Origin of the sequence: Sphingomonas sp. Leaf28, from assembly GCF_001421685.1 — a bacterium.
Lineage (GTDB): Bacteria > Pseudomonadota > Alphaproteobacteria > Sphingomonadales > Sphingomonadaceae > Sphingomonas > Sphingomonas aurantiaca.
The window spans coordinates 45,381-70,444 of sequence record NZ_LMKX01000013.1 but is presented as its reverse complement, the minus strand read 5'-3'; the positions used below and the strand labels follow the sequence as shown (position 1 = coordinate 70,444).

General features: G+C 62.1%; 17 protein-coding genes. 7 read left to right on the top strand and 10 right to left on the bottom strand.

The window, feature by feature from the left end:
- Nucleotides 1-424 precede the first annotated feature (424 nt).
- The 4 genes from ASE79_RS20610 to ASE79_RS19820 all read left to right on the top strand — a co-directional run bounded on the left by ASE79_RS20610 (nt 425) and on the right by ASE79_RS19820 (nt 7,026).
- Nucleotides 425-1,129 carry an RNA polymerase sigma factor gene (locus tag ASE79_RS20610; RefSeq protein WP_235517092.1) on the top strand — a complete coding sequence of 235 codons (705 nt, stop codon included), beginning with the start codon at nt 425-427 and terminating at the stop codon, nt 1,127-1,129.
- Nucleotides 1,113-2,039 (top strand): FecR family protein, encoded by a 927-nt coding sequence (locus ASE79_RS20605; RefSeq protein ID WP_082445485.1) that lies wholly within the window; start codon nt 1,113-1,115, stop codon nt 2,037-2,039. The genes ASE79_RS20610 and ASE79_RS20605 overlap by 17 nt, the downstream gene beginning before the upstream one ends.
- A 94-nt stretch (nt 2,040-2,133) precedes the next feature.
- Entirely contained in the window at nt 2,134-4,926 is a 2,793-nt protein-coding gene (locus tag ASE79_RS19825; protein WP_056420988.1) for a TonB-dependent siderophore receptor, read from the top strand.
- 78 nt (nt 4,927-5,004) lie between these two features.
- Nucleotides 5,005-7,026 (top strand): hypothetical protein, encoded by a 2,022-nt coding sequence (locus ASE79_RS19820; RefSeq protein WP_056420987.1) that lies wholly within the window; start codon nt 5,005-5,007, stop codon nt 7,024-7,026.
- Here ASE79_RS19820 and ASE79_RS19815 read toward each other — a convergent pair.
- From ASE79_RS19815 to ASE79_RS19800, 5 genes are all read right to left on the bottom strand, one after another.
- Entirely contained in the window at nt 7,023-7,694 is a 672-nt protein-coding gene (locus ASE79_RS19815; protein WP_056420984.1) for a DUF6445 family protein, read from the bottom strand. The genes ASE79_RS19820 and ASE79_RS19815 overlap by 4 nt on opposite strands.
- Nucleotides 7,691-9,199 carry a tryptophan halogenase family protein gene (locus ASE79_RS19810; RefSeq protein ID WP_056420981.1) on the bottom strand — a complete coding sequence of 503 codons (1,509 nt, stop codon included), beginning with the start codon at nt 9,197-9,199 and terminating at the stop codon, nt 7,691-7,693. Before ASE79_RS19810 ends, ASE79_RS19815 begins: the two co-directional genes overlap by 4 nt.
- Nucleotides 9,200-10,061: 862 nt before the next feature.
- Nucleotides 10,062-10,472, bottom strand: a complete 411-nt coding sequence (locus ASE79_RS21180; protein ID WP_162237081.1) for a hypothetical protein — start codon at nt 10,470-10,472, stop codon at nt 10,062-10,064.
- 606 nt (nt 10,473-11,078) lie between these two features.
- Complete coding sequence (locus tag ASE79_RS19805; RefSeq protein ID WP_156359796.1) at nt 11,079-12,470, bottom strand: hypothetical protein; 1,392 nt, start codon at nt 12,468-12,470, stop codon at nt 11,079-11,081.
- A gap of 293 nt (nt 12,471-12,763) precedes the next feature.
- A complete protein-coding gene (locus tag ASE79_RS19800; protein WP_056420975.1) occupies nt 12,764-13,744 on the bottom strand; it encodes a hypothetical protein in 981 nt (326 codons plus the stop codon).
- A gap of 435 nt (nt 13,745-14,179) precedes the next feature.
- Between ASE79_RS19800 and ASE79_RS19795 the strand changes: the two genes are divergently transcribed.
- Nucleotides 14,180-15,292, top strand: coding sequence for an alpha/beta hydrolase (locus ASE79_RS19795; RefSeq protein WP_156359795.1), 1,113 nt, complete (start codon nt 14,180-14,182; stop codon nt 15,290-15,292).
- 394 nt (nt 15,293-15,686) lie between these two features.
- Nucleotides 15,687-16,829: an alpha/beta fold hydrolase gene (locus ASE79_RS20600; RefSeq protein WP_162237080.1), complete on the top strand. Its 1,143-nt coding sequence runs from the start codon at nt 15,687-15,689 to the stop codon at nt 16,827-16,829.
- Between the two features lie 288 nt (nt 16,830-17,117).
- Here ASE79_RS20600 and ASE79_RS19790 read toward each other — a convergent pair whose 3' ends face one another.
- Together ASE79_RS19790 and ASE79_RS19785 are read right to left on the bottom strand one after the other, a co-directional pair.
- Nucleotides 17,118-17,864: a FadR/GntR family transcriptional regulator gene (locus ASE79_RS19790; RefSeq protein ID WP_055876779.1), complete on the bottom strand. Its 747-nt coding sequence runs from the start codon at nt 17,862-17,864 to the stop codon at nt 17,118-17,120.
- Between the two features lie 87 nt (nt 17,865-17,951).
- On the bottom strand, nt 17,952-20,660 hold the full coding sequence (locus ASE79_RS19785; protein WP_200910427.1) for a TonB-dependent receptor: 2,709 nt from the start codon (nt 20,658-20,660) through the stop codon (nt 17,952-17,954).
- A gap of 381 nt (nt 20,661-21,041) precedes the next feature.
- Between ASE79_RS19785 and ASE79_RS19780 the strand changes: the two genes are divergently transcribed.
- Nucleotides 21,042-22,082 carry a sugar kinase gene (locus ASE79_RS19780; protein ID WP_056420969.1) on the top strand — a complete coding sequence of 347 codons (1,041 nt, stop codon included), beginning with the start codon at nt 21,042-21,044 and terminating at the stop codon, nt 22,080-22,082.
- 5 nt (nt 22,083-22,087) lie between these two features.
- Here the strand turns inward: ASE79_RS19780 and ASE79_RS19775 are convergent, their stop codons facing one another.
- From ASE79_RS19775 to ASE79_RS19765, 3 genes are read right to left on the bottom strand one after another with little or no spacing between them, the layout of a single operon-like run.
- Nucleotides 22,088-22,942 carry a rhamnogalacturonan acetylesterase gene (locus tag ASE79_RS19775; protein WP_056421009.1) on the bottom strand — a complete coding sequence of 285 codons (855 nt, stop codon included), beginning with the start codon at nt 22,940-22,942 and terminating at the stop codon, nt 22,088-22,090.
- A 32-nt stretch (nt 22,943-22,974) separates the two neighbouring features.
- Complete coding sequence (locus ASE79_RS19770; protein ID WP_056420966.1) at nt 22,975-23,727, bottom strand: SDR family NAD(P)-dependent oxidoreductase; 753 nt, start codon at nt 23,725-23,727, stop codon at nt 22,975-22,977.
- Nucleotides 23,724-25,064: an MFS transporter gene (locus ASE79_RS19765; RefSeq protein ID WP_055876797.1), complete on the bottom strand. Its 1,341-nt coding sequence runs from the start codon at nt 25,062-25,064 to the stop codon at nt 23,724-23,726. Before ASE79_RS19765 ends, ASE79_RS19770 begins: the two co-directional genes overlap by 4 nt.

Genomic DNA, 25,064 nt, shown 5'->3' with positions numbered 1-25,064 from the left:
GCGATATCCAGACCGATCGTTGTGACGTTTCCCATCGCTGCTCTCCTTCGACTCTCCGCAGGACATTCTGCTGGAGGGTTGGAGAGCCGTCCACGTCATCACAAGCGGACACTCACGAGCAATTTCCTCTTTCCCCATCTCTGCCGTTCGTTCATCTTCAGCCTGCACGAAATGTCGCCGATTTTCGAACTCAAAGAGGCTTTGTACGTGCAAGCCATGCCGCCCAATGCTCATGGCTCAGTGAGACGAACTCAATCTATCAGCGGTGGGGGATCAGCGTCGAAAGCGAGCCCCTGCTGCTAGCGAAGCAACTGACTGCAACCATTTGCAAAATGTCGGTCAGGGAAGGGTTCCGATCGGCGCCGATCTAGCCCCTACCATGTAGGTTTTCGAGGTAGTTCCAATAAATTAGCGATACTCTGCCATGGCAGAGCTTTCGGCGCCGATCCACAGCCGGCGCCATCGAATGATGGGAGCACAAATTTGGTTCTCGCTCGGTAAAATCGTGACGGAAATATCGCGGCCATGCATCTATGCTGTGGTCAGGAGTAAAATGAGGCACGTAACTACTGAACTCGTAAACTGGGTTGCCCGGCAGATTCTGCCGCACGAGCCCGAGTTGCGACGGTGGCTCCGGGCCGGATTTCCCGGCATTGATGTAGATGATGTCGTCCAGGAATCCTATTGCCGGTTGGCCGCGTTGGCAGATTTCAAGCGTGTAGAGGATCCGCGTCGTTATCTGTTTCAGACAGCACGCAATGTGGTCCTGACCGAGCTACGCCGGGCTCGCGTCGTGCGTATCGAGGCCGTTGGAACCATTGCCGATCTCGAACTTGCGCTAGCTGCCGACCATCTGTCACCTGAACGTATCGTCGCAGGGCGGGGACTATTAGCGAAAGTCGAACATCTTCTAGCCGCGCTTCCAGAGCGAAGCCGAACCATTTTTCGCATGCGAAAGGTCGAAGGACTATCGCAGCGCCATATCGCAGAAGCATTGGGCGTGACTGAGATGATCGTCGAAAACGATCTGGCACGGGGATTAAAAATTATCCTTGGTGGCCTTTCAACAGATGACAGGGCAGACTTGCCATCGCGAAACGAAAGGAACCGCAATGCGCGACCATCCTGACGCTATCGACGTCGCTGCAGCGCGGTGGGTCGCGCGGCTGGATCGCGCACCAGACGATGCGAACTTGGCATTCGAGGTCGACCGTTGGTGTGCAGAACATCCGCGCCACGTTGGTGCCTTGCTGCGTGCCCGTGCTGTTTGGAGTGGGTTGGACGCGGCCGATGCCCGCATAGTAGCGAGACCGTTATTCTCGCGTCGGCGAGTACTGACGGTCAGCGGGGCCTTAGCGGTTGCTGCCGCGGCCGTAGGCGGGGTCTGGCTAGAAACGCACGGCAGCATGGGGATAGAAACGGCTGTCGGCGAGCGCCGTCTAGCCAAGCTTGAAGACGGATCAACCATCGTTCTCAACACCGCTAGCCGCACTCGCGTTCGAATGACGCCGGAGCAGCGGTCGGTAGCGCTTGACGATGGCGAGGCTTGGTTCGCGGTAGCAAAGGATCATGCTCGACCGTTTGTGGTCTCTGCGGGCGACGTCCGGGTTCGTGCGGTTGGGACGGCCTTCGCGGTTCGCCGTTATCTGGGCCGCGCTGAGGTAACAGTAACGGAAGGGCGTGTTCGAGTCTGGTCGGTTGGTGCCCCGGAACGCTTCGTCATGTTAAGCGCTGGCAAGCAGGCAAGCGTAGCAGATGTGTCCGGTACCGCCGAAACCGTTGTCGCAAATGCGAAGCCCGCCGAGTCATTAGCATGGCGACAGGGTGAAATCATACTCGATGGTATGACTTTTGGCGACGCTGCAGCCGAGTTCAACCGGTACAATAGGCGACAATTATCCGTCGATACACAACTAGCCGATCGCAGGATCGTGGGTTGGTTTCGCACCGATGATCTGGACGGGTTCGCCCGCGCGGCTGCGATGATGACGGGTGCGAAGATCGAGAGAGACGGCACTGATTTACGGATCGTAAAATAAATCTCGCAAATCCTGACGGAAACGGGAGCGCGACGCATCTTCTCCTGCAGACGCGCCAAAGACGCGGTCGGCAGCACGTAAGGGGAGGATTATAATGCGTTCGCAGTTCTATATGGGCCTTATGTTGACCAGCGTCGCGGTTGCCGCATCGCCAGCAGTTGCTTTCGGACAGACCCGAAACTTTGATGTCGCCGCGCAGTCTGCATCGACCGGTATCGTCGCATTCGCACGTCAGGCGGGCATTCAGATCATTGCGCCTGAAGACGCTACGCGCGGTCGACGGATCGTCGCAGTCAAGGGCAATCTTGCAGTCGCCGACGGCCTCCGCCGGATCGCTAGCGCTTCCGGTCTGAAGATCGTGTCATTCAATGGCCGCACGGCCGTGCTCGCGACTGGGGTTATGGTGGCACCCCGCTCGACAACTCAAGTATCAACTGCAGTTGCGCAGGATACAACCGCCCCAACTGGGGTAAGCGCATCTGATGAGAACGCGGACATAGTCGTCACGGGGCAAACGACCCGTAATCGAGCTCTAATAACATCGTCAGCTGATATTACGCTAGCGTCGCGTGCCGATATCGACCGCAAGGCTCCGCGGTCGACCGCGGACATGCTCGAACTGATCCCCGGCATCTTCGTCGAGTCGACCGCGGGCGCCGTATCGAACAATTATTCGGTGCGCGGCCTGCAAGGTGGCGGCCAGCGCTTCATCCAGCTGGAAGAAGACGGCATGCCGATCCTGTACAGCGGCGGCGGTGCCGATTTCTTCTTCGACCAGGACCTGACCATCGATCGCCTCGAAGCGGTGAAGGGCGGCTCGTCGGGCGTGCTGACCGTCAACGGTGCGGGCGCGACGATCAACTTCATCTCAAAGACACCGAACTTCACGCGTACCGAAGCGATGGCGCGCGGCAGCTACTACAATTACGGCCAGAAGCGCGGCGAACTGTACCTGTCGTCGCCTATCACCGACAAGCTGGCGTTCAACGTCGGCGGCTATTTCCAGTCGAGCCCCGGCGTGCGTGACAACCCGTTCGACTATCGCGGCTGGCGCATCAAGGGCGCGCTGGAATATCGCCCCGAGGCCGGTGGCTATATCCGGATCTCGGCCAAGGGCGGCGATATCGAGAATGCCTATTACGCGGATCAGCCGTACCGCTTCACCGATGGCGAGCCGAGCGGTATCCCAAGCCTCAGCACTCAGTTCGGCAATGTGGGCGGTGATGCATTCAAGAGCATCCAGGTCCCGGTCTCGACCTTTGCGCATCCAAGCGGCTTCCGCGAATTCCGTTATCAGGATGGCATCAAGTCGAAGACTGCTCAGTTCCGCATCGACATGGAAACGCCGGTCAGCGACAGCGTCAACCTGTTTCTGCACAGTCGCTACCTAAAATACTCGTACGACTTCAACGGCCTGTTCCCCGGCTCGGGCACCGGAAACGCCGGTCTGACCAGCGCCGTCAATTATCTGACGCCCGGCGCCGGTTCGCCGATCAACGACCTTTTGACCGCGGGTCGAACGGCGTTCCCGACCGCGACGCGCTTCGGCATCCGCAACCTGCGGACCGGCACCGTGCTGGGTAGCAACCAGACTGCGGATCTGAATGCGCTGAACGGCAATGGCTTCCTCCAGCGCACGACGCTCAACCACGATTATATCGACGGCAAGGATTTTGGTCTCAACGGCGGCGGCACGTGGGAATATGAGAGCGGCGGCTTCAAGAACTCGCTGACCGTCGGCGCGATGTACTACGACGTGACACGCGAGCAGGACCAGTCGGCGACGGCGAGCGTCGTCAACGACGTGCGGTCGAACAGCGACATCTACGATATCGTCGCGCTGAACGCGGCAAACGGCGTCGTCGGCACGCTGTCCGACAACGGCTTGGTTTCATATGGTGACTGGGGCGCGGGCATCCGCACGCGCAAGGATTCGACCGTCTCGTTTTATGCCAATGACGAGCTGTCGATCGGCGACCTGCATCTCGACGGCGGCATCCGCTGGGAGCGCGACTCCGCGACGTTCCTGGACGGCCAGGCAGCGGCGGTGAACCAGGCGGTGCAGCCGGGCGTACCCGGCCTTATCCGCACGGTCGGATCGACCTTCGACGGGACCTTTGCACGGACGCAACGGACGCAGTCCAAGGCAGCGTACACCGCCGGCGCGAACTATCAGTTCACGCCGAACCTCGCGATCTACGCACGCTATGCGAACGGTTTCCAGACCAACAACACCGATCCGATCACGACGATCGAGCTGTATGAGGCGGGCGTCCGCTATCAATACCAGCGCTTCATCAGCGGCTCGGCGACTGTTTTCCAGACCAACTTCAAGAACCAGAACTACAATTTTGCCAACCCGACCAACCCGTCGCAACAGCAGAACATCAACGCCGACCTGCGCACCCGTGGCGTCGAAGTGGATGTGAACGTCCGTCCGATCACGTGGTTCTCGGTGGATTTCCAGGGCGTGTTCCAGCAACCCAAGCTGCTCAACCTCGAGATCGACGGCGTTAGCCAGGGTGCTCAGTACGAAGGCAACCGCCCCGAACGCACGCCCGCCAAGCTGTTCACGATCACGCCAGCGATCAAGCTGCCGAATGGCTTGGGCGAAGTGTACGGCCGCTACAAATATGTCGGGCGGATCTTCGCGGATGCCGGCAACGGGGTCGCTCTCCCCAGCTACGGCGTGACCAGCGCGGGGATCACGATCAACGTCAACGAACGGATCCAGGCGAACTTCAACGCCGACAACATCTTCAATGTCGTTGGCCTGACCGAGGGCAATCCGCGGCAGGGCCAGACACAGGCGGTAACCGATGGCTATTTCTATGCCCGCGGCATTGTCGGCACGACCTATGGCGGATCGGTTACGCTGAAATTCTGAACGACTGACGATTTGGGGGTTCAAACGGGGCGGCGAGCAGGCAACTGTTCTGCCGCCCCTTTTCGCGGAGTGACAATCATGAAGACGATAGCGCGCATGGCGATGGCGGGTGGCCTCGTACTCCTCACTTGCGCCGCGGCGCCGATCACGGCTCGACCGGAGCTTGCGTATCAGTTGACCGAGGGGAAGAACCTCAACGCCTTCGTCCGCGACAAGGCGGTGGCGGCGCATGTCCTGCTGCGCAACGGTAACGATCCGCGCATCCTGGTAGCGTTTCCGGCGGGCAACAGCGGTGTCGGCCTGTGGTTCGCGAACACCGCACGCCCCGTGACCTGGCGGCTGGACCAGGCACCGCTACCGTTGAACCGCGGGAGCCTGCACGGCATCGTTGCGGTCGCGACCGTCGATGCGCCGCGGCTGGTTCCAAAGCAGGCGGTGTTGTCCAACATCCGCTTCCTGCGCGACTATCAGGCAGTTGGGACGTTCCCCGTGGAACTCGCCGCGACGCCGGCAATCGCCGGGGATGTAATCACGTGGCACCGCAAGCGCCTCGACGGGGCGGCAGGCTATGAACTGACGCTGCGGGTTGTCGAGGGGCGGATCGACCGGGGCGCCATCGTTGCCGGCCCGAACGGGCAGATCCGGTTGGAGATCACTGCGCTGACCGGCGACGCACCGTTGACCCCTATCCCGGCGGCGGAGTTGCTCAATGCGACGGCGGCCGCCGATCCCGCCGCGCGCAATGCACTGGCGTTTCTCAGCTATCGGGAAAAGTTCCTGGCGGGTTCCTGGCGCTTCGATACGTATTTCGGGCGCGACACGCTGATGTCGTTGCGGCTGCTGATGCCGGCGCTCAAACCCGTCGCGATCGAAGCTGGCCTCAATGCCGTCATCGCGCGACTGTCGGCTGGCGGCGAAGTCGCGCATGAAGAAGGGATTGGCGAATTCGCGATCCTCGCCAATCGCAAAACGAGCCGCAGCGGTGACGCCGCCGAACTCGATTATGGCATGGTCGACGACGATTACATGCTCGGACCGGTCGCCGCTGACTATCTGCTCGGGGCGGACAAAGCACGTGCGTCCGCCTATCTGGCCGCGCCGCTAGCAAGCGAGAGCCAGCCGGGGCGCGGCGAGACGGTCGGTGCAGCGCTGGTCCGCAATCTCCGCTTCGTGCTGGCGCAGGCGAGTGCGTTCGCCGCAGCCCCATCGGCCCGCAACCTCGTCGCGATCAAGCCCGGGCGGATGACCGGCGAGTGGCGCGACAGCAATGAAGGCCTTGGCCGCGGCATTTACGCGTATGACGTGAACGCCGCCCTAGTCCCCGCGGCGATCGAAGCGGCAGATCGCCTCGCGCAGGCCGGACTGCTCGACAGATATCTGTCGGCGGGCGATCGCGCGGCGTTTGGGCGGGCCGGCACGATGGCCGAAGTCTGGCGGACAAAGGCACCCGCGCTGTTCCGCGTCGAAATTCCTGCTGCAACGGCCGCGGCGGGCGTGCGGCGCTATGCAGCGACCCTTGGCCTGCCCGCAGCACCGGCGCTGGCGGCACTGGGCAAGGCCCCGGTCGTATTTCATGCGCTATCTTTGGGCGCCGATGGCGCGCCGGTTAAGATCGTCAATTCGGACGAGGGCTTTGCGCTGTTGTTCGGGCGACCGTCCTCAAACGATCTCGATACCTTTGTGGGCGGGATCATGCAGCCCTTCCCGGCGGGTCTGATGACCGACATCGGCTTGCTGGTAGCTAATCCGGCGTTCGCCGATGGGGCGGCACAGGCGCGCTTTACGCCCGCGGCATATCACGGCGCAGTCGTCTGGTCGTGGCAGCAGGCGTTGCTGGCGGCGGGGCTTGAACGCCAGTTGCAGCGGACTGACCTGCCCGCGGCGACCCGGACGCGGCTCAGGACGGCACAGGCGGCGTTGTGGCGCGCGATAGCGGCAGGCAGGACGATCCGCGGATCGGAACTCTGGTCGTGGACGTACAAAGACGGCGGCTACCGCATCGTCGCCTTCGGTGCAGGCAAGGCCGATGTCGACGAATCAAACGCGGCGCAATTGTGGAGCACGGTCTATCTCGCCGTGCAGCCGCCGGAGGCTCGCTAACCGGCGAAGAAGCCAGTGATCGTCAGGCGTCCGGTTTGCGGGTCGGACGCCAGCGACGTGCCGTCCGCGATCTCACCCGAATGCAGCAGGCTGCTGCGATACAGCAGCGCCCGATTGTACACGCCGTCGATGCGCGCGATCCGTTCGAACAGCGGCGTGTCGCCGGCGATATAGGACTCGGGTGCGCCGTGCTTCGCCAGATCCCGGTTGAGCGCGGCGAAGTAAGGATCGCGGCGACTGGCGTCGATCGTCTCGAACCCGGTCGAACGATGCCGGTAGAACGCGGTACCGCCGGTTTCGTCGGGCACGAGATAATGGATCAGCGCCAGCCGTCCGGGCTCCACCGCATCAACGTGCGGCAGGCGTTGCTCGATCGACAGCGCGGACGGCGCCATCGTCACGATCGAGAAGCGCGCCTCCAGCAGCGACAGCCCGGCCGACATCCCAAAAACCTGCTTCGCGATCGTCGCGATGAGCGCCCCTTGATCGCGCATATAGCTATCGGGAAGCGACGCGGCGATTCCGGGGTAATGTCGTCCTGCCGGGCCATAATCCTGCGTCGCGGCAAAAACTCGCAGCGCGTGGGGATCGGGGACGAAGTGGTCGATGACGACCACCGGCTCCCCTTCCGTACCGATACGGCGCGCCCGCACGTCGGGCGTCGTCATCTCCCGGCGACCTGCGGGGCAACGAGCGCTGCGATGGCCGCGTCATGCAAGGGCAGCGTGGGCGTCGCGCGCGCGATGACAGTCTCGATCTGGTTGAGCTGGCGGCGGTTTGTCGCCGCATCGAGGGTATCGGCCAACGGCGCATGGCCCAAGGCGCCCACCCCCTGCCCCTCCAGCACCGCGAGCCAGCTTGCCTCGCGGAACAGATCGTCGGCACTCAACATCAGACGTCCGGCGCGCGTATATTGCGCGATCTTGTCGACCAGCGTGGGAGGCGGCGTCATATGGCGAGTGTGTTGCCAGAGCGGCGCGTCATGGCCCTGCGTGGCGTGATAGTGCAGGATCAGAAAGTCGCGGATGCCGTCCATATCACGTGCGAACAGCGTGTTGAACTGACGCGCCAGTACGGGGTCGCAATCGGCATCCGGGAACAGCGTGATAAGCTTCGCGATACCGCTCTGGATCAGGTGGATACTGGTCGACTCGAGCGGCTCGAGGAACCCCGATGACAGCCCGATCGCGACAACATTGCCGCGCCATGCCTCGCGCCGGAACCCTGCGGTAAAGCGCAGCATCCGTGGATCTGCCAGCGCTTCGCCGTCTAGGTTGGAGAGCAGGGTCGCCACCGCCTCGTCGTCCGACACGAAACTGCTTGCATAGACATAGCCGTTGCCGGTGCGGTGCTGGAGCGGGATCCGCCACTGCCAGCCGGCGGGGCGCAGCGTCGACCGCGTGAACGGCGTCGTTGCCGCGATGCGCGCGCACGGCACGGCGACTGCGCGATCGCAGGGCAGCCAATGCGACCAGTCCTCGAACCGAGCGCCCATCGTCTCGCCGATAAGCAGCGCACGAAACCCCGAGCAGTCGATGAAGAGCTCGCCCTCCAGCCGCTCGCCCCGGTCGCTCGTCAAGGCGGTGACGAAGCCGGTTTTGGGATGACGCTCGATATCGCGCAGCAGGCCCTCGTGCCGGACGACGCCGCGTTTCTCTGCAAGTTGGCGCAGGTGGCGGGCGTAGAGGCCGGCGTCGAAATGATAGGCATAGCCGAGCGTCGACAGGATCGACCGCGGATCGTCCACGGGCTTCGCGAAGCGGCCGGCGGCGGCAAGCTGCGCGGCCAGCGAATAAACCGAAAGCGGCCGATCGAGTCCGTCTCCCTTCCCGCGCAACCAGTGCTGGTGGAACGGCACGAGTCCAAGATCGACGCCGTAGCGACCAAACGGGTGGAAATACCGCGTGCCGGGTCGCGCCCAATCGACGAATTCGATGCCGAGCTTGAAACTCGCTTTCGTCGCCGCGACGAATGCCTCCTCGTCCAGTCCGATCAACTGGTTGAACCAGTGGATCGTCGGGATAGTCGCTTCGCCGACACCGATGGTGCCGATTGCGTCAGATTCGAGGATGCTAATGTTGACCAGGTCGCCGAACGTGGCGCTCATGGCCGCGGCGGTCATCCACCCCGCGGTTCCTCCGCCAAGGATTACAAGACGTTGCACGCGCTTCATGCCACGCAGTCCTGCGCAATTTCTCTTGGATAGCAAGCTGCTTCCTTACTCATGCCGGCGCGACGGTTAGCGTCGATAGGTACCCATTGGCCTGCAGTCCCGGTTGGCCAGCGGCGTTCTGCCGGCGCGTGGTCAATCACTCGCGTAGACTGGCAGCGCGCACGCAGCGGGTCAGTCATTCGGGCCCGTGAACAGACCCAGAACCCGACGTTCACGCCCCTCCCCTCGCTCCCCAACTTCGGACGCTGGGTCATATTTACGAGTAACCGATTTTCAAGCCCGGCTATCCGCTCGCAAATGTCGTGATTGGAAAGGAAAGCGGACAGCCGGCTTATTCGAAAGGCTGTCGTTTCGACGCCCGAGCTACCGCGCTCGATCTTTGTCGTTTCAGCACGTCAGGTATCTGACGAAGAAGGGCGGGAAGGCCCACGAAGATCAACAAAAGGAGTGACCACATTTCGAGATGCCTGTCGCGTTCGGTTACTTCGACGCAGTAAGGTCCCGAATTCACACGCCCGCAAAGCCAATCGGCAGGAATGGCCGTGAAATGAGAACCTACGGACACCACCGGACGGTTTTCCATGAGATAGATGTTAGTCGCGAACGGCGCGAATATCATCGAAGTACAAGCGGCCAAAATAAATCGACGCTTCACGACAATCTCCCTGCGCCTCCCGGTGCGCGTCTCCGGATACACGATCCAACGTCCGTTATCGGGAAGTTAGAAGTGCGGTGTCAACGTCCGCAAGTGGCGATCACCCCCTGGCCTACGGCTTCCGGCCAGACCCATGAGCGGACATCCGAGCGCAAAATTGCGGCGCCCACAAACGGACGTTCGTTCAGGTCCGGCTTACGCCTCAGATTATCGAAGGCCAGCGAAGCGATAGGTAAAGACTGAAAGCCCCGCGCCCGCTAGATATCGCGTCGGGCGCGCTTTGGGATCGGCAATGCACAGATCGACGATCGGCTGGACATCGTGGAAAGCTTGCTCGTAGCTAGCGGTCCCCGGGGTCGAAGCAAGAATGCGGTCAACCATCCTTGGTGCCTTTTGCATGATACAGATATACCCCGTCGAATTGACAGAACGTGCAATGTTTCGACCCATAAGTTGAAAACGGGCCTGTCGTAGGTAAAAGCGCGCAGCGGCACCGGTGTAATAGACGAAGTTGTCAGGGCCAGGAGCGGTGTAAGGACAGGCCCGACGTGCTGCTATGAAGGCGCGGAACGCACGCGCCGTCTCGGTCGATTGCGGCGCCGCCAGGAACTTGTGCATTTCAACCGGATATGTTTTTGCCAAGCACTGCGCAAATGCATCAAGCCTCAGCATTGCCGCTGGAGACGGCTCGACTAACTGTACAGCGGCCTCGGTCGGCGCGACCGCGATTATTCCAAGACCCATCGCGATGAAGGAAGAGGTTGCCCCAACATCCAGCCAGCGAACAAACGTTCCTGCACGTATTGTTCTACGATCCTAAAACCGAGCCACCTCGGCATCAACGAGTGGACTTCTATATGGGAGGGTCAGCTCGGCTAAAACTAAATTCTTCACTGCGCCGACGAACGTGGAGGAATCGGAGGGGAAGCTCGACTCAAAAGCGGACGCTCAGCGCGTACTCGCCTCAGCCCACTTTCGAACATCCATTCAGGTTCAAACTCGGCTAGCTGGGCCGTTTGCCGACTGGTGGGCGTGAGGCCGTGTAGGATGCGTTGGCGGAGCTGGGTCCTCCGCCGTGACGAAAGGGGCGCCAAAGCGGTTGGGATTACCTCGAAGCCCAGTCTGAAGCGGAAACCCTCCGGACCGAAGATGCCCGATCCACCCCAACTCCCGCGCAGCGGGCGCGCACACGGGACGGCGTCGCCGCATCCCGTCCGCCAACCCTCAGAGGAGGCTTGGATAGGGGATCGGGCGGTTCGTAGCCGCGGCGGCCTCGTTCAGCTTCGCCTTCAGCACGAAGAGTTCGTCCGCAAGCTTCGCGATGTCGCCCGGACCAGTGCCGACCGCCGTGTCGTATTCGCGCTGCTTCGTTGCCACGGCCGCGAGCGCGGTAGCGTATCCGGTATCGGACGCTGCCCACTCGGACTTCGGTGTAAGGGCGGTGGTTGCCGCCTTGCCCGCGGCCTCAGCCTGCCCCTTGAGCGCCTTTGCGATCGCCAGGCCGAACGCGTTCTCGTCGCGGACGACGACGAACCTGACCTTCGCGTTGGTCGCACCCGCGGAAACCGACTCGAGGCCGTCCCTAGAGGCATTCGCGCTGGCCAAGTCGCTCGTCGCATCCACCTGCGCCAGTCGGGCCGCCTCCAAGGCCTCCCGGGTCTCGGCAGTCGACTTCACCCTATCTTTTCGGATCATCGAAGCGAGGGTACGGTCTGCGGTGATGAGTTCCTTCTTCTTCGTCCCCACCAGAGCGTAGGCGGTGTTCATCGAAGCCAGTCGGGTCTCCACAAAACCGGTCGTCGGCCGGCCGCCGAACACCACCGACGTGGTCGACCTGAGGGACTTCCAGTCGAGTGCGTCTCCAGGCGAGAGCTTTGGAAGAAGCAACCGGGCGTTGGCGAAGCTGGTTCCAAGGTCCGCCGCGCCGGGAACGGCTAGGTTCACATGCAGCTCGGCGGCCGTCTTCGACGAGGGCGCTCGGTCAAGGCGTTCGCGGTACCAGACAAGGACGGGGCGTATGACGATACCTTCGCGGATCGGTATGACCCGCGCCTCCACGTAGAGTGAAGGCAGAACCTCGATCCCAGCATCCCTTAGCAAATCGACCACGGTGGTGGTGCCATCGTAAATTGGCAGCGACACCCCGTCGGCCGTCGCTGCCCGCGTCAGCGCCGCCTTAAGCTGTGGGTCGGAGGCAAAGCCTTTGACGTCGCCGGCGCCGTCCGCATACAACACTAGGCAGGTCGGCATGGAGGTGATCTTTGCGGTCTTCGAAGAGTCGTTGCGGACGTTGATGCGCGACATGAAGAATGGCGTCGTTGCCTCCTTGACGATACCTTTCTCTTTGGAGGCGTTCTCTAGCGCGTCGCCCACGGCCGTTTGCCCGACCTTGACGAGTTCGCCCACCAAGCCGGCGACGACGCCCGCGAGAAGCACCGACTCCTTGGTCGCATCCGCCCACTCGGGGTCGGTCACTTCGTCGGGAGTGATGGGGCAGCTCGGTGTCGCGAACATCCTAGCCTGGCGGACAATTTCCGTCCGCTCGGCGTGTACTGGCTGCATTGAGAGGATGAGCCCGGATGCGACCGCCAAGGAAGCTCTTCTAATTGTGCTCACCAGTTCTCTCCTTGAAGGCAGCAGTGCTAATCGATCTGACCGGATGCGACGGCCAAGGTCGCGCCGATCAAGGCCGGCGGGCACTTCGCCTGCGCCGAATAATCTTGGCTTATAAACCCCACGACCTGGGGTTTTCCGTCAGCGCCGGCCGAGGGCAGGAATACCGGCGCACCCGAGAAACCGCGCACCGTCTGGCAAGCGATCTGAAGGCAGCCGCGGACTGCCTGTACGGACTGGCACAGGCCATCGCGCGGAAAGCGCAAACCCTTCTTCCAACCCGGCAGCGTCTCGTCCTAGTAGTCTACATTTTTGAAATGCGCGAAGTGACCGACGACCGTCACCGCTCCGGCGAACGGCATTGCGGCGAATGTCGAAGCGGGCACGGCGAAGTCCGGTGCGGATGCTACATTAAGGACGACCCAGTCGTCGGCTGCGGCATCGGTATCGACTGCCGGTTTGGACTTCACCCCGACGATGCTCCACGGACCCGCGAGGCCGGACGCGGGTCTGACCGTCACCGAATGCGCTTCAAACGCAGAGCGGTGCTTGTCGTAGCAGTGACGGGCCGTGACAATGGTGCGGTCAGGCCGGATCAGCGAGCCACAGATCGGATTTCCGTCCCGTTCCAGGATACCAATCATGGCCATGATGCCGTTAGCTGGATCGCGGAGGCCGGCGGATATGATGGGTGGCGCCGTCTTAGGTTTCTCGACCCCTGCTCCCTCGCGCCGTGGCTGGATGCTACCAAGGCATGCCATGTCGTAGTTTCGGGATATCGCTTCGGGAGGATCCGCGGATCGATAGTGCGGCGCGAACGCCTTTGCGGCAGTGTCGCAGTCGGGGGCGGCGACGATCCCGGCGAGCAGGGAGGCTGCTGCCCCGAACAGGGCGTCCCGCTGCTTGCAGGCTAGCAGCGTCGAGGATGTGCAACTGATCGAAAGCTCCTTGGCGCGTGCCTCAAGGGTCGCCGCGATCACCTCTGGCTGGGAAGGCCGCTGAACCTGCTGGTTCTTTCGGATCCAGGCCGCAAGCGGCGTCTCGCCATCCTTGTGCGGGAACCAATCTACGTCCAACGTTCGGCCGTCCCGAGGAGCATTCGGCAGATCGAAGCCGGGAAGGCCCTCCCGCGGCACAGGTACGCCTGAAATACTTGGAATTCCGGGAAACTGCTTCGCCGGAGTGAACACCCGCCCGGTGTCATTCTGGGCTAGGACCGGGCCCGCGCTTGCGCCGGACAAGAACATCACCACCGCCCAGAAGATTATCCGCCCCATCGCACGCCCCCACGTCTTGGTTACTGAAGGTTTCACCTTTGTCCTGATAAGTCAACTTGCCGACTTGATGCACATACCAATTTGAGGTGGACATACCACACCCTTCGCGGCACGGGCGGTCACGCCCATTCGGGTCAATCCCACGCTAGACGGGTGAATAGCAATTCCGAGGTTGGCTCCTTACCCGGCGTTCAACGGCTCCGGCTAAATGGGTCGATCTGCCCCGCCGCCTGATAACAACGCTGCTGCCGGAAGAGTTCTCTTATCAATCGCGCCGGCCGGTTCCGGAAGACAAGCCGCAGCGCGGACCTTCTTAGTTTCAAGGTCGGTGCATTTGGCGTCGACTCCGTTCCGGTAACCATGCAATTATCAAAATCTTCCCGGTCATGGAACTGGGAGGGCATATTCGTATTTCAATTTGGGGAAGGGTATTGTATGCGAGTATTGCATCTTGGACTGACGTCCATTTTGTTGGTGTTCGCGTTGCCAGGATGTGCCGGATTCCACACCCTTCCGCCGAGCTCCTATTCGCAGGCGGCACCGGCCAAGGTGGAACGCATAGCCTTCGATCAGGACGGAGATCCGTATCCCCGGTCAAACGGTGCGGATGGATTGGAGCTGCCTCCACAGCCGCCCAACAGAAATGTCGCCTTCGCGCTGCGCACCTTCTACGCAACTTCGCAACCGCCCTATGACAGGGAGGCGCTGCTCGATAAGGCCGCTGACCGAATCGTAACCAATATGCGGGCATCGAAGGCGCGGCGGGTGGTATTCCTGATCAAGGGCTTCAACAACAGCTACGCTGAATTCGAAAACGAGTACGCTTGGATCCGCGACGAAGTCATCTTGGCCAACCAACCGGAACCGCTCTACTTTGTGCAGGTCTATTGGGACGCTATCCACAGGGGGCGGCGGACATTCCCGGCTCCTCTAGCCTACTTCGCCGACTCGCTGACCTATTCAAACCACGCGGGGGACTGCGGCTTGCGGGACGTTCTGCGGCGGCTGCCGCCAGGTACCGATGTGACCTTCCTGACGCACAGTAGGGGCGCCGCCGTGGCCTTGGCAGCTATCTCCGATCCGAAATACGACGAGGGGATAACCAACGCCTGTCAGTCGTCCATGCCGGGTCATTCCCTTCCTAAACAGTTGGGCGATGTACGGCTGGTAGCGTTCGCGCCCGCTATCGGAGATGGCCACGTACGCGCAGGCGTGGACGAAGCGCGTGCCGACATCTTCGCCCAGCTCGACCGGTTCTACGTTGGTTACAATCCTAACGATCCGGCGGTGACTAAAAAATATTTCGGCATCAACATCCCGGACCGGTTCGGCGGCGACACGCGGCTAGGTGGCAACGAGGGCTATGTCCGGCATGTTGACGAACTGTTTGAAAAGGAGAAGCTCAGAGACTCTTTTCAGGTTGTACGCTTCGATCGCAGGTCGCACGACTGGCGGGACTATATAGCCCTGCAGGACAGTGCCAACTGCCTCCTTTGGGCGGGAAAGCTAGTTGCCGGTCCTTCACCGGGCTGCACCTTATCACGATGACGTCGGAATGCCCGAAAGGCGATCCGGCTGCGCGGCACTCCGAACAATTGCAGGAGTTGCCGCGCGCATCGGCGATCAGGGTTCCGATCCCGGCGACTAGCTCCCGGCATGCGTTCTCTGTTGAGCGTCCGGCCCGACTTCGTCTGCGATGACCCACTTCCAGACACTGGCGGGGAATCCTCGGCTCTCCAACTTCAGTCATCCATTCATGTTCGCGGAAGGCAATGCAGCATCTCCTTCCCGCCCGACGGCAAGGCGGCCTTCTCGACCGCGACGGGCAACTTTTCGCCACACCGAGCTAAAAGCTGCCGCTTCCCAATCTGGCGACTGCTAGCTGCATGGCGTATCGAGAGGCATGCTTGTGCGATCAACACGGATAGGCCGCGCAGTCGCGGTGCTGCTCCTTGCCAGCGCGGCCGTGGCAATCGCGCAGGACAGTCCGCCCCGGCCACCCGACTTCGTAGCTCCCTCGCCGCCGCCAGAGCCCCCGACGCCCGTCACGGCAGCGACAAAGCTGCCGGCTGGTTACCTCGACGAGATAGGAACGCAGCTCGGCCTCAACCCCTGCGACTATAGTGTCCCTCGCCGTGCCGGCAGGCCGATCAATGCGGTGGCGCTGGTCGAGGCACCGGGGAGCGGTTGCGTGGTGTGGGACAGTTCATCCACGGCCAAGATCAATAGCTTTCTTGGATCGATGAATGTTGATGGCATTCGCGTTCCCGTGATCGCGTATGCGAAGAAGCTATTCCGGCCAATTACACCATCTGTGCTTGTTCTTGACCTTGTTGGAGGGCCGGCCGGTGACATATCTCCCGGCTTGAACGACTCCATGCAAGAAGCGCTGGCTCAACGTGGCGCTATCGTCGTAAAGCCCGCTTACGCTGGCACGCGGCATCGATCGCGCTATCCCGCTCCCGACCTTGACGGTGCCGTGCGGGAGGTCGTGGAGATCGTCAGGCAGTTGCGAAGAGCAAATCCGCACTCCAGGCTCATAGTCATGGGAGAAAGCTTGGGTGGATACATCGCTGCGAAGGCAGTTTCTTCACAGGACGACATTCCCGTGGACGGATTATCGCTGATTGTTCCCCTCGTTTATAGTCCGGACCAAGCGATTGAAAATTTTAGGCGCCTGGCTCGCGTTTCCGGAAAGCAGTTCACGCCCCTTTGGATACGTTCAGACCCTTCACGTAGCCCTGTGCAGCCAGTCGATAGATCAACGCGCCTGCGCGTCAGCGAGTACAGGGCTGTTTCAAGTATGGATCTGTTTGAGGGCTATTTTCCACCCGAGGCTCGTACAACCGGGCTGTTGGCCTACCTGACCGGAAAGACCCGCCCTCCTACTCTTATTGCTTATGGTGCGACCGACGAGCGTGTTGGCATCGAGGCTCTTCAGGCCGCAACATCGCTCCCAGGCAATATCCATCTCCTAAAGCTCGATCATAGCGGACATGCGATCAACGCTGCCGCCGCCGAGCGCGTAGCAACCATGATGTGGTCTACTTTTTCCCTCTCAAGCCATAAGGGTCGGAGCAACTGAACGTCCCCTTTCGGGTATCTGCATCAGCAAGAGGACCGTCCGCAAATTGGCGTTCGCTGTTAGAATGCTCGCGACTGGCGAGACCCACTTCCAGTCATTCCGCAGCCGGAATGCGCGTCCCAACTTCAGACATTCGTTCATTTCAATGAATTGCGACTGCCGGAGCTGTAGTTCCGAGGAAGCTACCCGCGGACGTGTTGAACCGTTTGAGATGAATAGACGGCAAGGCTCATCTGCCTGATGTCCTAACAAGAGCGCAGTCAGCCGCCGCCTTGCGACATAAGCGATTTATACCAACTGGGCGCTCATCAGGAACCTTGCGCGGCTCGCGGCGGACTTCAGCTTGAGCGCCTGGGCTTCGCGCTGTTCGGTCGCATCCAGCATCGCCTCTAACAAGCGACTGAAATGCTGGCGCATCGCCGCGCGCGCTGCGACAGAGTCCCGTCGCCGCAGGGCGTCTACGATCGCAGCATGCTCCCGGTGACGTACGCTTGCGTCATGATGGCACACCGATTTGTGCGTATCGCGGACATCCTGAATTTCGGTCCGCATGCGCCATAAAGTCTCCACCGTGTGCGTGATCGCCCGGTTGCCTGATGCCGAGGCTATGGTCAGATGGAACGCACGGTCGATTTCGGTGATGCGATCATCATCCGCACCTTCCTCGGCCATGTCCTTCAACAACGCGTCCAGCACTTCGATCTGGTCGTCGGAGATGATCGGCGCCGCCAAAGCCGCCGCCTCGGACTCGAACAGCGAGCGTGCCTCGGTCAATTCGAACGCGCTGACCGCAGGAAGCTCGCCGGGCTTTGCCGCTGGCGTATCCGACACGTAAACGCCCGATCCGGTCTTGATGCGGATGACCCCGGTCGCCTGCAGCGCAATCTCCGCTTCGCGGATCGTGACGCGACTGACGTCGAATTGCTCGGCGAGTTCGCGTTCGCCAGGAAGACGCGTACCTGGCGGGAAAACGCCCTCCGCGATCATCCCTGCAATGCGATCCGCAACTTCCTGAAACAGACGACGCTCGGCCATGGCGCTGCAAAATCCTTTAATCCTTCGGTTGTCCTACCAATTTCACACGCCAATGAAAAGCCGCCAGTCGCCGAGCCTAAGCGCCCCTCAAAGTCGGACGCGCACCCCTACAAAATATTTGGCGCCGTAATAGTGATACTGGCGACTGCTTCCCTCGACCGGCATGTCGGTCACCTTGGGCTCGTTCAACACGTTCAGCGCTTCCAGCCTCAAGGAGACATTGCGATTGATGTTGTAGGAGGCACGCAGATCGAGCGTATCGGAACCCCGGACATATCGAAGTTGCGAATTGCCACCGACGAAATCCTGATAATATTTCGATCGGTAATTGTAGATGCCCTGGAGCGAAACCGGACCCAGCTGATAATAGAGCTGGCCCGAGACGACATGTTTGGAATAGCCGCTGAGATTTGCAGGAGGAACGATCCCGGGCGTGACGACCCCGGTCGACGGATCAGTTACGTCACCCAGACGGATATCGTAATTCTTGAAATTCGAATCCGAGTAATTGTAGCTCACCTTACCGCCCAGGCCATCGAACGGTTTGGGCAGCCACGAAAATCGATTGGAAAGCGTCACTTCCAGTCCATAGACGCGGCTTTTCTCGTCGCTGTTCTGACGTTGCGTCACCGGCACGGTCACCGTTTGCCCGTCGATCTCGAACTCTTCATCTATCGTCACCGGCACAAAGCCGCCCGCGAATTGCTTGTAGTAGACCGTCCCCGAGACGATCGTGTCGCGGTTCGGATACCATTCGAGCGCCACATCGCCGTTCCACGACATGATCGGTTTCAACCGCGGGCTGCCGTTGGCGATTATCTGGCCGAGCGCATCCTCGATCGACCCGAACCCCGTGCCATCTTCGAGCCGCACGGTCCGCCCGCCTGCTAGATCGCTCGGCGCTGGTCGCGACATCGCACGGTACGCCGCAAGGCGCAGTATGACGTCGCTCGCCAGGTCGAAATTGGCGTTGACGCTGGGCAATGCGCGGAAATAGCTGTTCTTGATCGACACCTCGTCGAACGCACCGGTGCCGACAAGCGAGATCGAACCATCGGCGCCCGTCACGACGTCAAGGCCGCTTCGCAATCCGACGGACGTTAGCCTCGTATCGACGAGGCGGACGCCGAAATTGCCGCGGACCGGCAGGTCGCCGAGATTACCCTTGTACGATCCCATCAAATATCCCGACCAAACCGTTTCCTTCACATCCGCATTGGCGACCGAGCGAGTGTCCGCATTGCCGCCCGGATCTTCGGTGCCGAGATAATTCTGGAATTGGCAAAGCGTATCGAATGTAGCCCAACTGGTGATGGACTGCGTCGGCGCATCGGAAAGGAAGCCTTGTTGCGGGAAGGCCGTACGGCATTTTTCGCTGACGGCACGATCCACTGTGCGATCATCCTGCAGCGTTTCGACCAGATCGTCATAGGCGGTATAGCGCCGATGCGAATAGCGGGCACCTGCGTCGATCCGGCTTAGAAATCCGTCGAACGTGTACGCGACGTCGAAACGGCCGGCGAGGATTTCGTCAGTCTTGTACTCGTCCGCGCGACGAATGCGGGCGTCGTCGCTGAACAGCTTCCAGTCGTTCACGTTGAACCGTGGATCGAGCGTGACGGTGGGGGCGAACCCGTTCCGCGCGTCATAGATGTACGGCACACGCTGGTTGTTCAGCGGCGTCCGTACGCCGTTGACGTCCAGCGGATCGGTCCGCAGGCGCACGCTACGTTCGAGCGTCCGCCGTTCCGTGCGCGAATAGGAGGCATCCGCCGTGATCGTCAGCCGGTCAGTAGGTGTCCAGGCGATATTGCCGCCCCCGCCGATATATTTCTCGTCGCGCGTCAGCAGGTTGCCGGTCGACTCCACGGAGGTCAGGCCCTCGGCATAGAGCAGGCGATGTTGGTCGTCATACTGGACGTTCTTCAAGCCGTAGCGCGTCTCGGACAGGGTCAGATCATGACGGTCCTCGCTGTAATCCCGCTTCGAGTACTGGAAATCCAAGTTGATATCGAGCGTATCGGAGGGCTGCCACTGGAGCGAACCGATGAAGGCGTTGCGCTTATCCTTCTCCGTGATCTGTCGGAAAATCGTCGAGTTCGGCGTAAGATAGAACGGTGTTCCCCCAGCCCCCTGCTCGCGGGTCACCTCAGAGCAGTTGCCTGCCGCAACGACGACGTTGGGATTGCACGCGACCCAAGTACTGCTGCCGGCGTAAGTCTCCTCGGGATTGTTCACCGAGTTGCGCTGGAAGCCGAGAGCGATGCCGACCCTGCCGAGTGAGCCGAGATCATATTGATCGATGTAACTTGCGGTACCACGCCAGCCCCAGGCGCTCTCGCCGCGAATACGGTCCTGATAGGGGTTGTAGTTAGCCTTTGCCTCGACTTGCAGCGCGCGTTTGCCATAGTCGAGCGGCCGGATCGTCTGGAGTTCGATCGAACCGGCGACGCCGCCTTCGAGCAGGTTCGCCTGCTGCGATTTGTAGATCTTGATGCCGTTGACCAGTTCGGACGGGAACTGGTTGAAATTCACCGCGCGGTCGCCGCTGCCGTTCGTCGCTTCACGTCCGTTGAACGTCGTGTTGCTCAGGAAGCTACCAAGCCCTCGCAGCGAGATTTCGGACGCGCCGCCCTTCTCGCGGTGCGTCGTCGCGCCGGTAATCGTCTGGATCGCCTCGCCGATCGACAAGGCCGGCAGGTCGCCGATATCCTGCGACGATAGCGCATCGACGATCGCAGTCTCGTTGCGCTTCACGTTGATCGAGTTCTGCAATGTCTGCCGAATGCCGGTCACGACTATGTCGGCATCGCTCGAGGGTGCGGATGGCGGAACAGCGGGGTCGGCTGTCGCGCTATCAGATTCAGCGGGTGCAGGAACCGATGGGACTGCCGACTGCGGATCCGGCGCAGGTGTCTGCGCGCCCGGAAGCACTTGTCCAACCGCAGGCGTACCGACGACGAGTACCGCTAGTGCGGCGCCTGCCAACAGGGCGGCCCGCCGCTTGCGCGCGGCTGCGACCTTAATGGTGCGTGACGATATCCTCACCCTCGACTCCTATTTTGTTTTGCCGGTCAATGCCGAGTCATCAGGCACTGTGTCAATGAGGTTCGATAAATGTGTGGATACCAGTTTGTCATACCTATAGGGCAGTCCTCTACTAGGAGATCGGATGTGATGAAGCCCGAACGGTATTTACGCGCGGACATCGTGTGTTTTGGCGAAGTGCTGATGCGACTTACCGCCCCCGTCGGGTCGCTACTGGCTCAGGCGGATACGCTCGGCGTGCGGATCGGAGGGGCGGAGGCCAATGTCGCGGTCGCCCTGGCTGCGCTCGAGTGGCGCAGCGCGGTTGCAAGCGTCGTGCCGAGCGGACCGCTGGGCAGGCGCGCGCGGACGTTTCTCCGTGGCGCCAGCGTGGACACGACGCGGATCGCCGAAGCGCCGGGGCGGCTCGGGCTGTATTTCTTGACGCAAGGAGCGTCGTTACGCGCGAGCGACGTAACCTACGACCGTGCCGGCAGCGCGTTCGCCACGACAGATTGGCGCGCAGTCGACTGGGATGCGATGCTGGACGGCGCCCGCTGGTTGCACGTCTCGGGCATCACGCCTGCGCTCGGCCCAGAGATGGCCGACGCGACGATGACAGCGATGCGGACAGCGCGCGCTCGCGGCATGCGGATATCTTTCGACGCGAACTACCGCGCTCGCCTGTGGGAAAGTTGGGACAGCGATCCCCGCGCCATCCTGCGCGAACTCGTGGCACACGCCGATCTTTTCTTTGCCAATCACCGCGACATGGCGCTGCTGCTGGATGCGCCGTTTTCAGGCGATGGGCCCGAACGGCGCCGCGAAGCGGCCGAGGCCGCCTTCGCCGCCTTCCCCAATCTCCGCTGGATCGCATCCACCGCGCGCGTCATCGCGCATGTCGACTGCCACCGGATCACCGCCCGGCTCGATACCCCGTCGGACTCCTGGCAGACGCGCGAAGTCGAAGTGGCGGGGATCGTCGATCGGATCGGTGCAGGCGATGCCTTTGCGGCGGGTGTCCTGCACGGTCTGATGGGGAACGATGACGAGGACGGTCGAGAAGCCCTGGCGATTGAATACGGCCTCGCACTGACCTGCCTCAAGCACAGCCTCGCCGGCGATGCCGCGCTGTTCGACCAGCACGACATCGACAGGTATCTGGCGGGCGGCCTCGACGTCCGCAGATAGGCGCCTCAGGGCACCAGCTGACCTTGCAAGGCAGGCACCGCCGCTGCCAGATCCTGCGTCACCATCCGGGCGAAGACCTGCGCGCCGGCCGCCCCGACATGCGTGTGATCGAACTTCAGCCCGAACTGGCCACGTGGACCGTTGGGCTTGGCGGGCGCCTCGGGCAGTTTCGCCTCCTCCGCCGTCCGCGCCTTGAGCGTGGTGCCTGACTGTGCCGCCGCCAGTTCGGCCGGCAGTGGTTCGGCCATCGCGAGCTTCGCCGCATCCACCGCGCCGAGTTGCTGCACCAGCGCGGCGCTATGCGCGTTAAGATCGACCAGAGGCACCTTCATCACCGTCGCCACTTTCCGCACCTCGTCGGACCATTCCGCCAACGTATTCTGCAAGCTGCCGTCCTTGAAGTCGCGTCGCGTCAACGGCGTCACCAGCACCGGGATGGCCCCCGCCCCCCGAACCTCCTCGACATAGCGCTTCAGGTTCGCGGGGAACTCCGTCGTCCGGTCGGTCCACCGTTCCGATTTTTCCGACTGGTCGTTGTGCGCGAACTGGATCAGCACATAGGTCGCCTTGTAGCCGCGCACCTTCGCCTCATCGAGCGCGATCGCCCACGACCCTTCCGCGCGATAGCTGCGCGTGCTGCGACCGCCCCGCCCCAGGTTGAGGCAGGCGATCGACGATTTCACATGGCTTGCGCAGAACGCGGACGCCCAGCCGCTGCCAGGCGCCATCGTCGAGTCCCCCACCAGGATAATCTTGTACGCCTGGATCAGCGGCGCGTCGGTACGCGGCTTGGGCACGCCTTGCGCCCAAGCTCCACTAGCCAGTGAAAGCGCTGCGAACGTTACGGCCGTCTTGCGCATCATTCCTCTCCCTTTCTTGCGGACGTCCGGTCTTACGAGAAGAACAACCCGCCATTGATATCGACGTTCGTGCCGGTCAGGAACGACGCGTCGTCGGACGCCAGGAACGCGACCGCGGAGGCGACTTCGTCCGGATGCCCCTCGCGCCGCAACGGGGTGTTGCCAGCGGTCGCCTTGCGCCCCTCAGGCTTGGAGAAGATATCGTGGAAGCTGGTGCCGATAAGACCCGGGCACAGCGCGTTCACCCGGATACCCTGCGGGCCCAGCTCCTTCGCCAGACCGCGCGTCAGCGACATCAGCGCACCCTTCGACGTCGCATAAATCGTTGCGCCCGGCCCCCCGCCATCGCGTCCGGCGAGCGAGGCGATGTTGACGATCGACCCACCGCTCGGGATGTACGGCAGCGCCGCCTTGGTCACCAGGAATGCCGATTTCAGGTTCAGGTCCATGACCGTGTCGAAGAACGCCTCGTCCATCTCGGCAATGGTTTTCCGCGCGATCATCCCACCGGCGAGGTTGACGACAATGTCGATCGTCCCGCCGAATGCCGCCACCGTCGCCTCGACCATCGCCGTGACCTCGGCCGCCTTCGTCACGTCCGCCCGGAACAGCACGGCCGTGCCGCCCGCGGCGGCAATCTCGTCGACGGTCGCCTGTGCTGCGGCCTCGTCGCTGCGATAGTTGACGAGGACCTTGGCGCCTTCGCTGGCGAGCCGCAGCGAGACCGACTTGCCGATATCGCGCCCGCCACCCGTGACGATGGCCGTTTTGTTCGTGAACCTCATGGACGTAACCCTTTGTGCTTGGTGGTGATGCCGCCCTCGGGTGCGACTGGAGCGTGCGAGCCGCCCAGCAGCCAGAGGGCGGCGATGGAAACCGGAACGATCGCCGCGCTGAGCGCGAAGATCGGTGCGTAGCTTTGCGCGGTCATGCTCGGCACAAGCCAAGTCGTGATCAGCGTGCCGGCAACCGCTGCGGTGCCGCTGATCCCGGCAAGACTGCCGACCGCACCGCCGGCGAAATAGTCGCTCGGCAGCGTCTGGATGTTGTTGATGGCCACCTGGAAACCGAACAGGACGACGGCGATCAGCAGCACGGCGGCCAGCGGCGTCGCCGCGCCCATCGTCAGCAGCAGCGCCGGCAGCATGATCGCCCCGCCCCCGGTGATGACCACCTTACGCGCACGCAGCACCGGCCAGCCCGCCTGAATCAGACGCCCCGACAGCCAGCCGCCGCTCAGGCTGCCGAGCATCGCGCCGACATAGGGCACCCAGGCGAACAGCCCGATCTGCTTGACGTCGAACCCGAACGTCTCCGCGAGATAGATCGGCAGCCACGAGACGAACAGCCACCAGACCGGATCGAGGAAGAAGCGGCTGACGATGATCGCCCAGCTCTGGCGATGCCGCAGCAGCCCGCGCATCGTCGGCGCGTAACCGGTCGACGCCGCGGCGCCGTCCTCGTGCGCGCCGTTGATATGAGCCCGTTCGGCCTCAGTCAGCCAGGGATGCGCGTCGGGATCGCCGCGGTACAGCCACAGCCACGGCAACAGCCAGAGGAAGCCGAGGATACCGACCATGAGGAACGTGGCGCGCCAGCCGATCTGGACATAGAGCAATGCCACGAGCGGCGCCGAGATGATCGCGCCGATCGCCGCGCCGGAATTGAAGATGCCTTGTGCCAGTGCGCGTTCGCGCGGCGGAAACCACGTCGCGTTCGCCTTCACCGCGCCGGGCCAATTGCCCGCCTCGCTCGTCCCCAGCGTGACGCGCAGCACCGCCAGCATTCCGAGCGAGCGGACGGCCGCGTGCAAGGCGATCGACAGCGACCACACCGCGATCGACACCACGAAGCCGAGCCGCGTGCCGATCACGTCGAGAATGCGCCCGAACAGCGACTGCCCGACCGCATAGGCCAGCATGAACACCGTCACGAGCAGCGCGTAATCGGCCTTGTCCGCACCGATGTCCTTCGACACTGCGGGCCACATCACCGCCAGCGCGTTGCGATCGATATAGTTGATGACGGTCGCCAGCCCGATCAGCCCGATCACGCACCACCGCAGCCCCTGGATTTTCCGCCCCGGCCCGTCGACCTGAGGAGTCTTCGACGTCGCGACCAT

Bases quoted from the DNA above. Each gene is read 5' to 3' on its own strand.
- ASE79_RS20610 (WP_235517092.1), top strand. From the start codon at position 425: ATGGCAGAGCTTTCGGCGCCGATCCACAGCCGGCGCCATCGAATGATG.
- ASE79_RS20605 (WP_082445485.1), top strand. From the start codon at position 1,113: ATGCGCGACCATCCTGACGCTATCGACGTCGCTGCAGCGCGGTGGGTC.
- ASE79_RS19825 (WP_056420988.1), top strand. From the start codon at position 2,134: ATGCGTTCGCAGTTCTATATGGGCCTTATGTTGACCAGCGTCGCGGTT.
- ASE79_RS19820 (WP_056420987.1), top strand. From the start codon at position 5,005: ATGAAGACGATAGCGCGCATGGCGATGGCGGGTGGCCTCGTACTCCTC.
- ASE79_RS19815 (WP_056420984.1), bottom strand. From the start codon at position 7,694: ATGACGACGCCCGACGTGCGGGCGCGCCGTATCGGTACGGAAGGGGAG.
- ASE79_RS19810 (WP_056420981.1), bottom strand. From the start codon at position 9,199: ATGAAGCGCGTGCAACGTCTTGTAATCCTTGGCGGAGGAACCGCGGGG.
- ASE79_RS21180 (WP_162237081.1), bottom strand. From the start codon at position 10,472: ATGCACAAGTTCCTGGCGGCGCCGCAATCGACCGAGACGGCGCGTGCG.
- ASE79_RS19800 (WP_056420975.1), bottom strand. From the start codon at position 13,744: ATGGGGCGGATAATCTTCTGGGCGGTGGTGATGTTCTTGTCCGGCGCA.
- ASE79_RS19795 (WP_156359795.1), top strand. From the start codon at position 14,180: ATGCGAGTATTGCATCTTGGACTGACGTCCATTTTGTTGGTGTTCGCG.
- ASE79_RS19790 (WP_055876779.1), bottom strand. From the start codon at position 17,864: ATGGCCGAGCGTCGTCTGTTTCAGGAAGTTGCGGATCGCATTGCAGGG.
- ASE79_RS19780 (WP_056420969.1), top strand. From the start codon at position 21,042: ATGAAGCCCGAACGGTATTTACGCGCGGACATCGTGTGTTTTGGCGAA.
- ASE79_RS19775 (WP_056421009.1), bottom strand. From the start codon at position 22,942: ATGCGCAAGACGGCCGTAACGTTCGCAGCGCTTTCACTGGCTAGTGGA.
- ASE79_RS19770 (WP_056420966.1), bottom strand. From the start codon at position 23,727: ATGAGGTTCACGAACAAAACGGCCATCGTCACGGGTGGCGGGCGCGAT.
- ASE79_RS19765 (WP_055876797.1), bottom strand. From the start codon at position 25,064: ATGGTCGCGACGTCGAAGACTCCTCAGGTCGACGGGCCGGGGCGGAAA.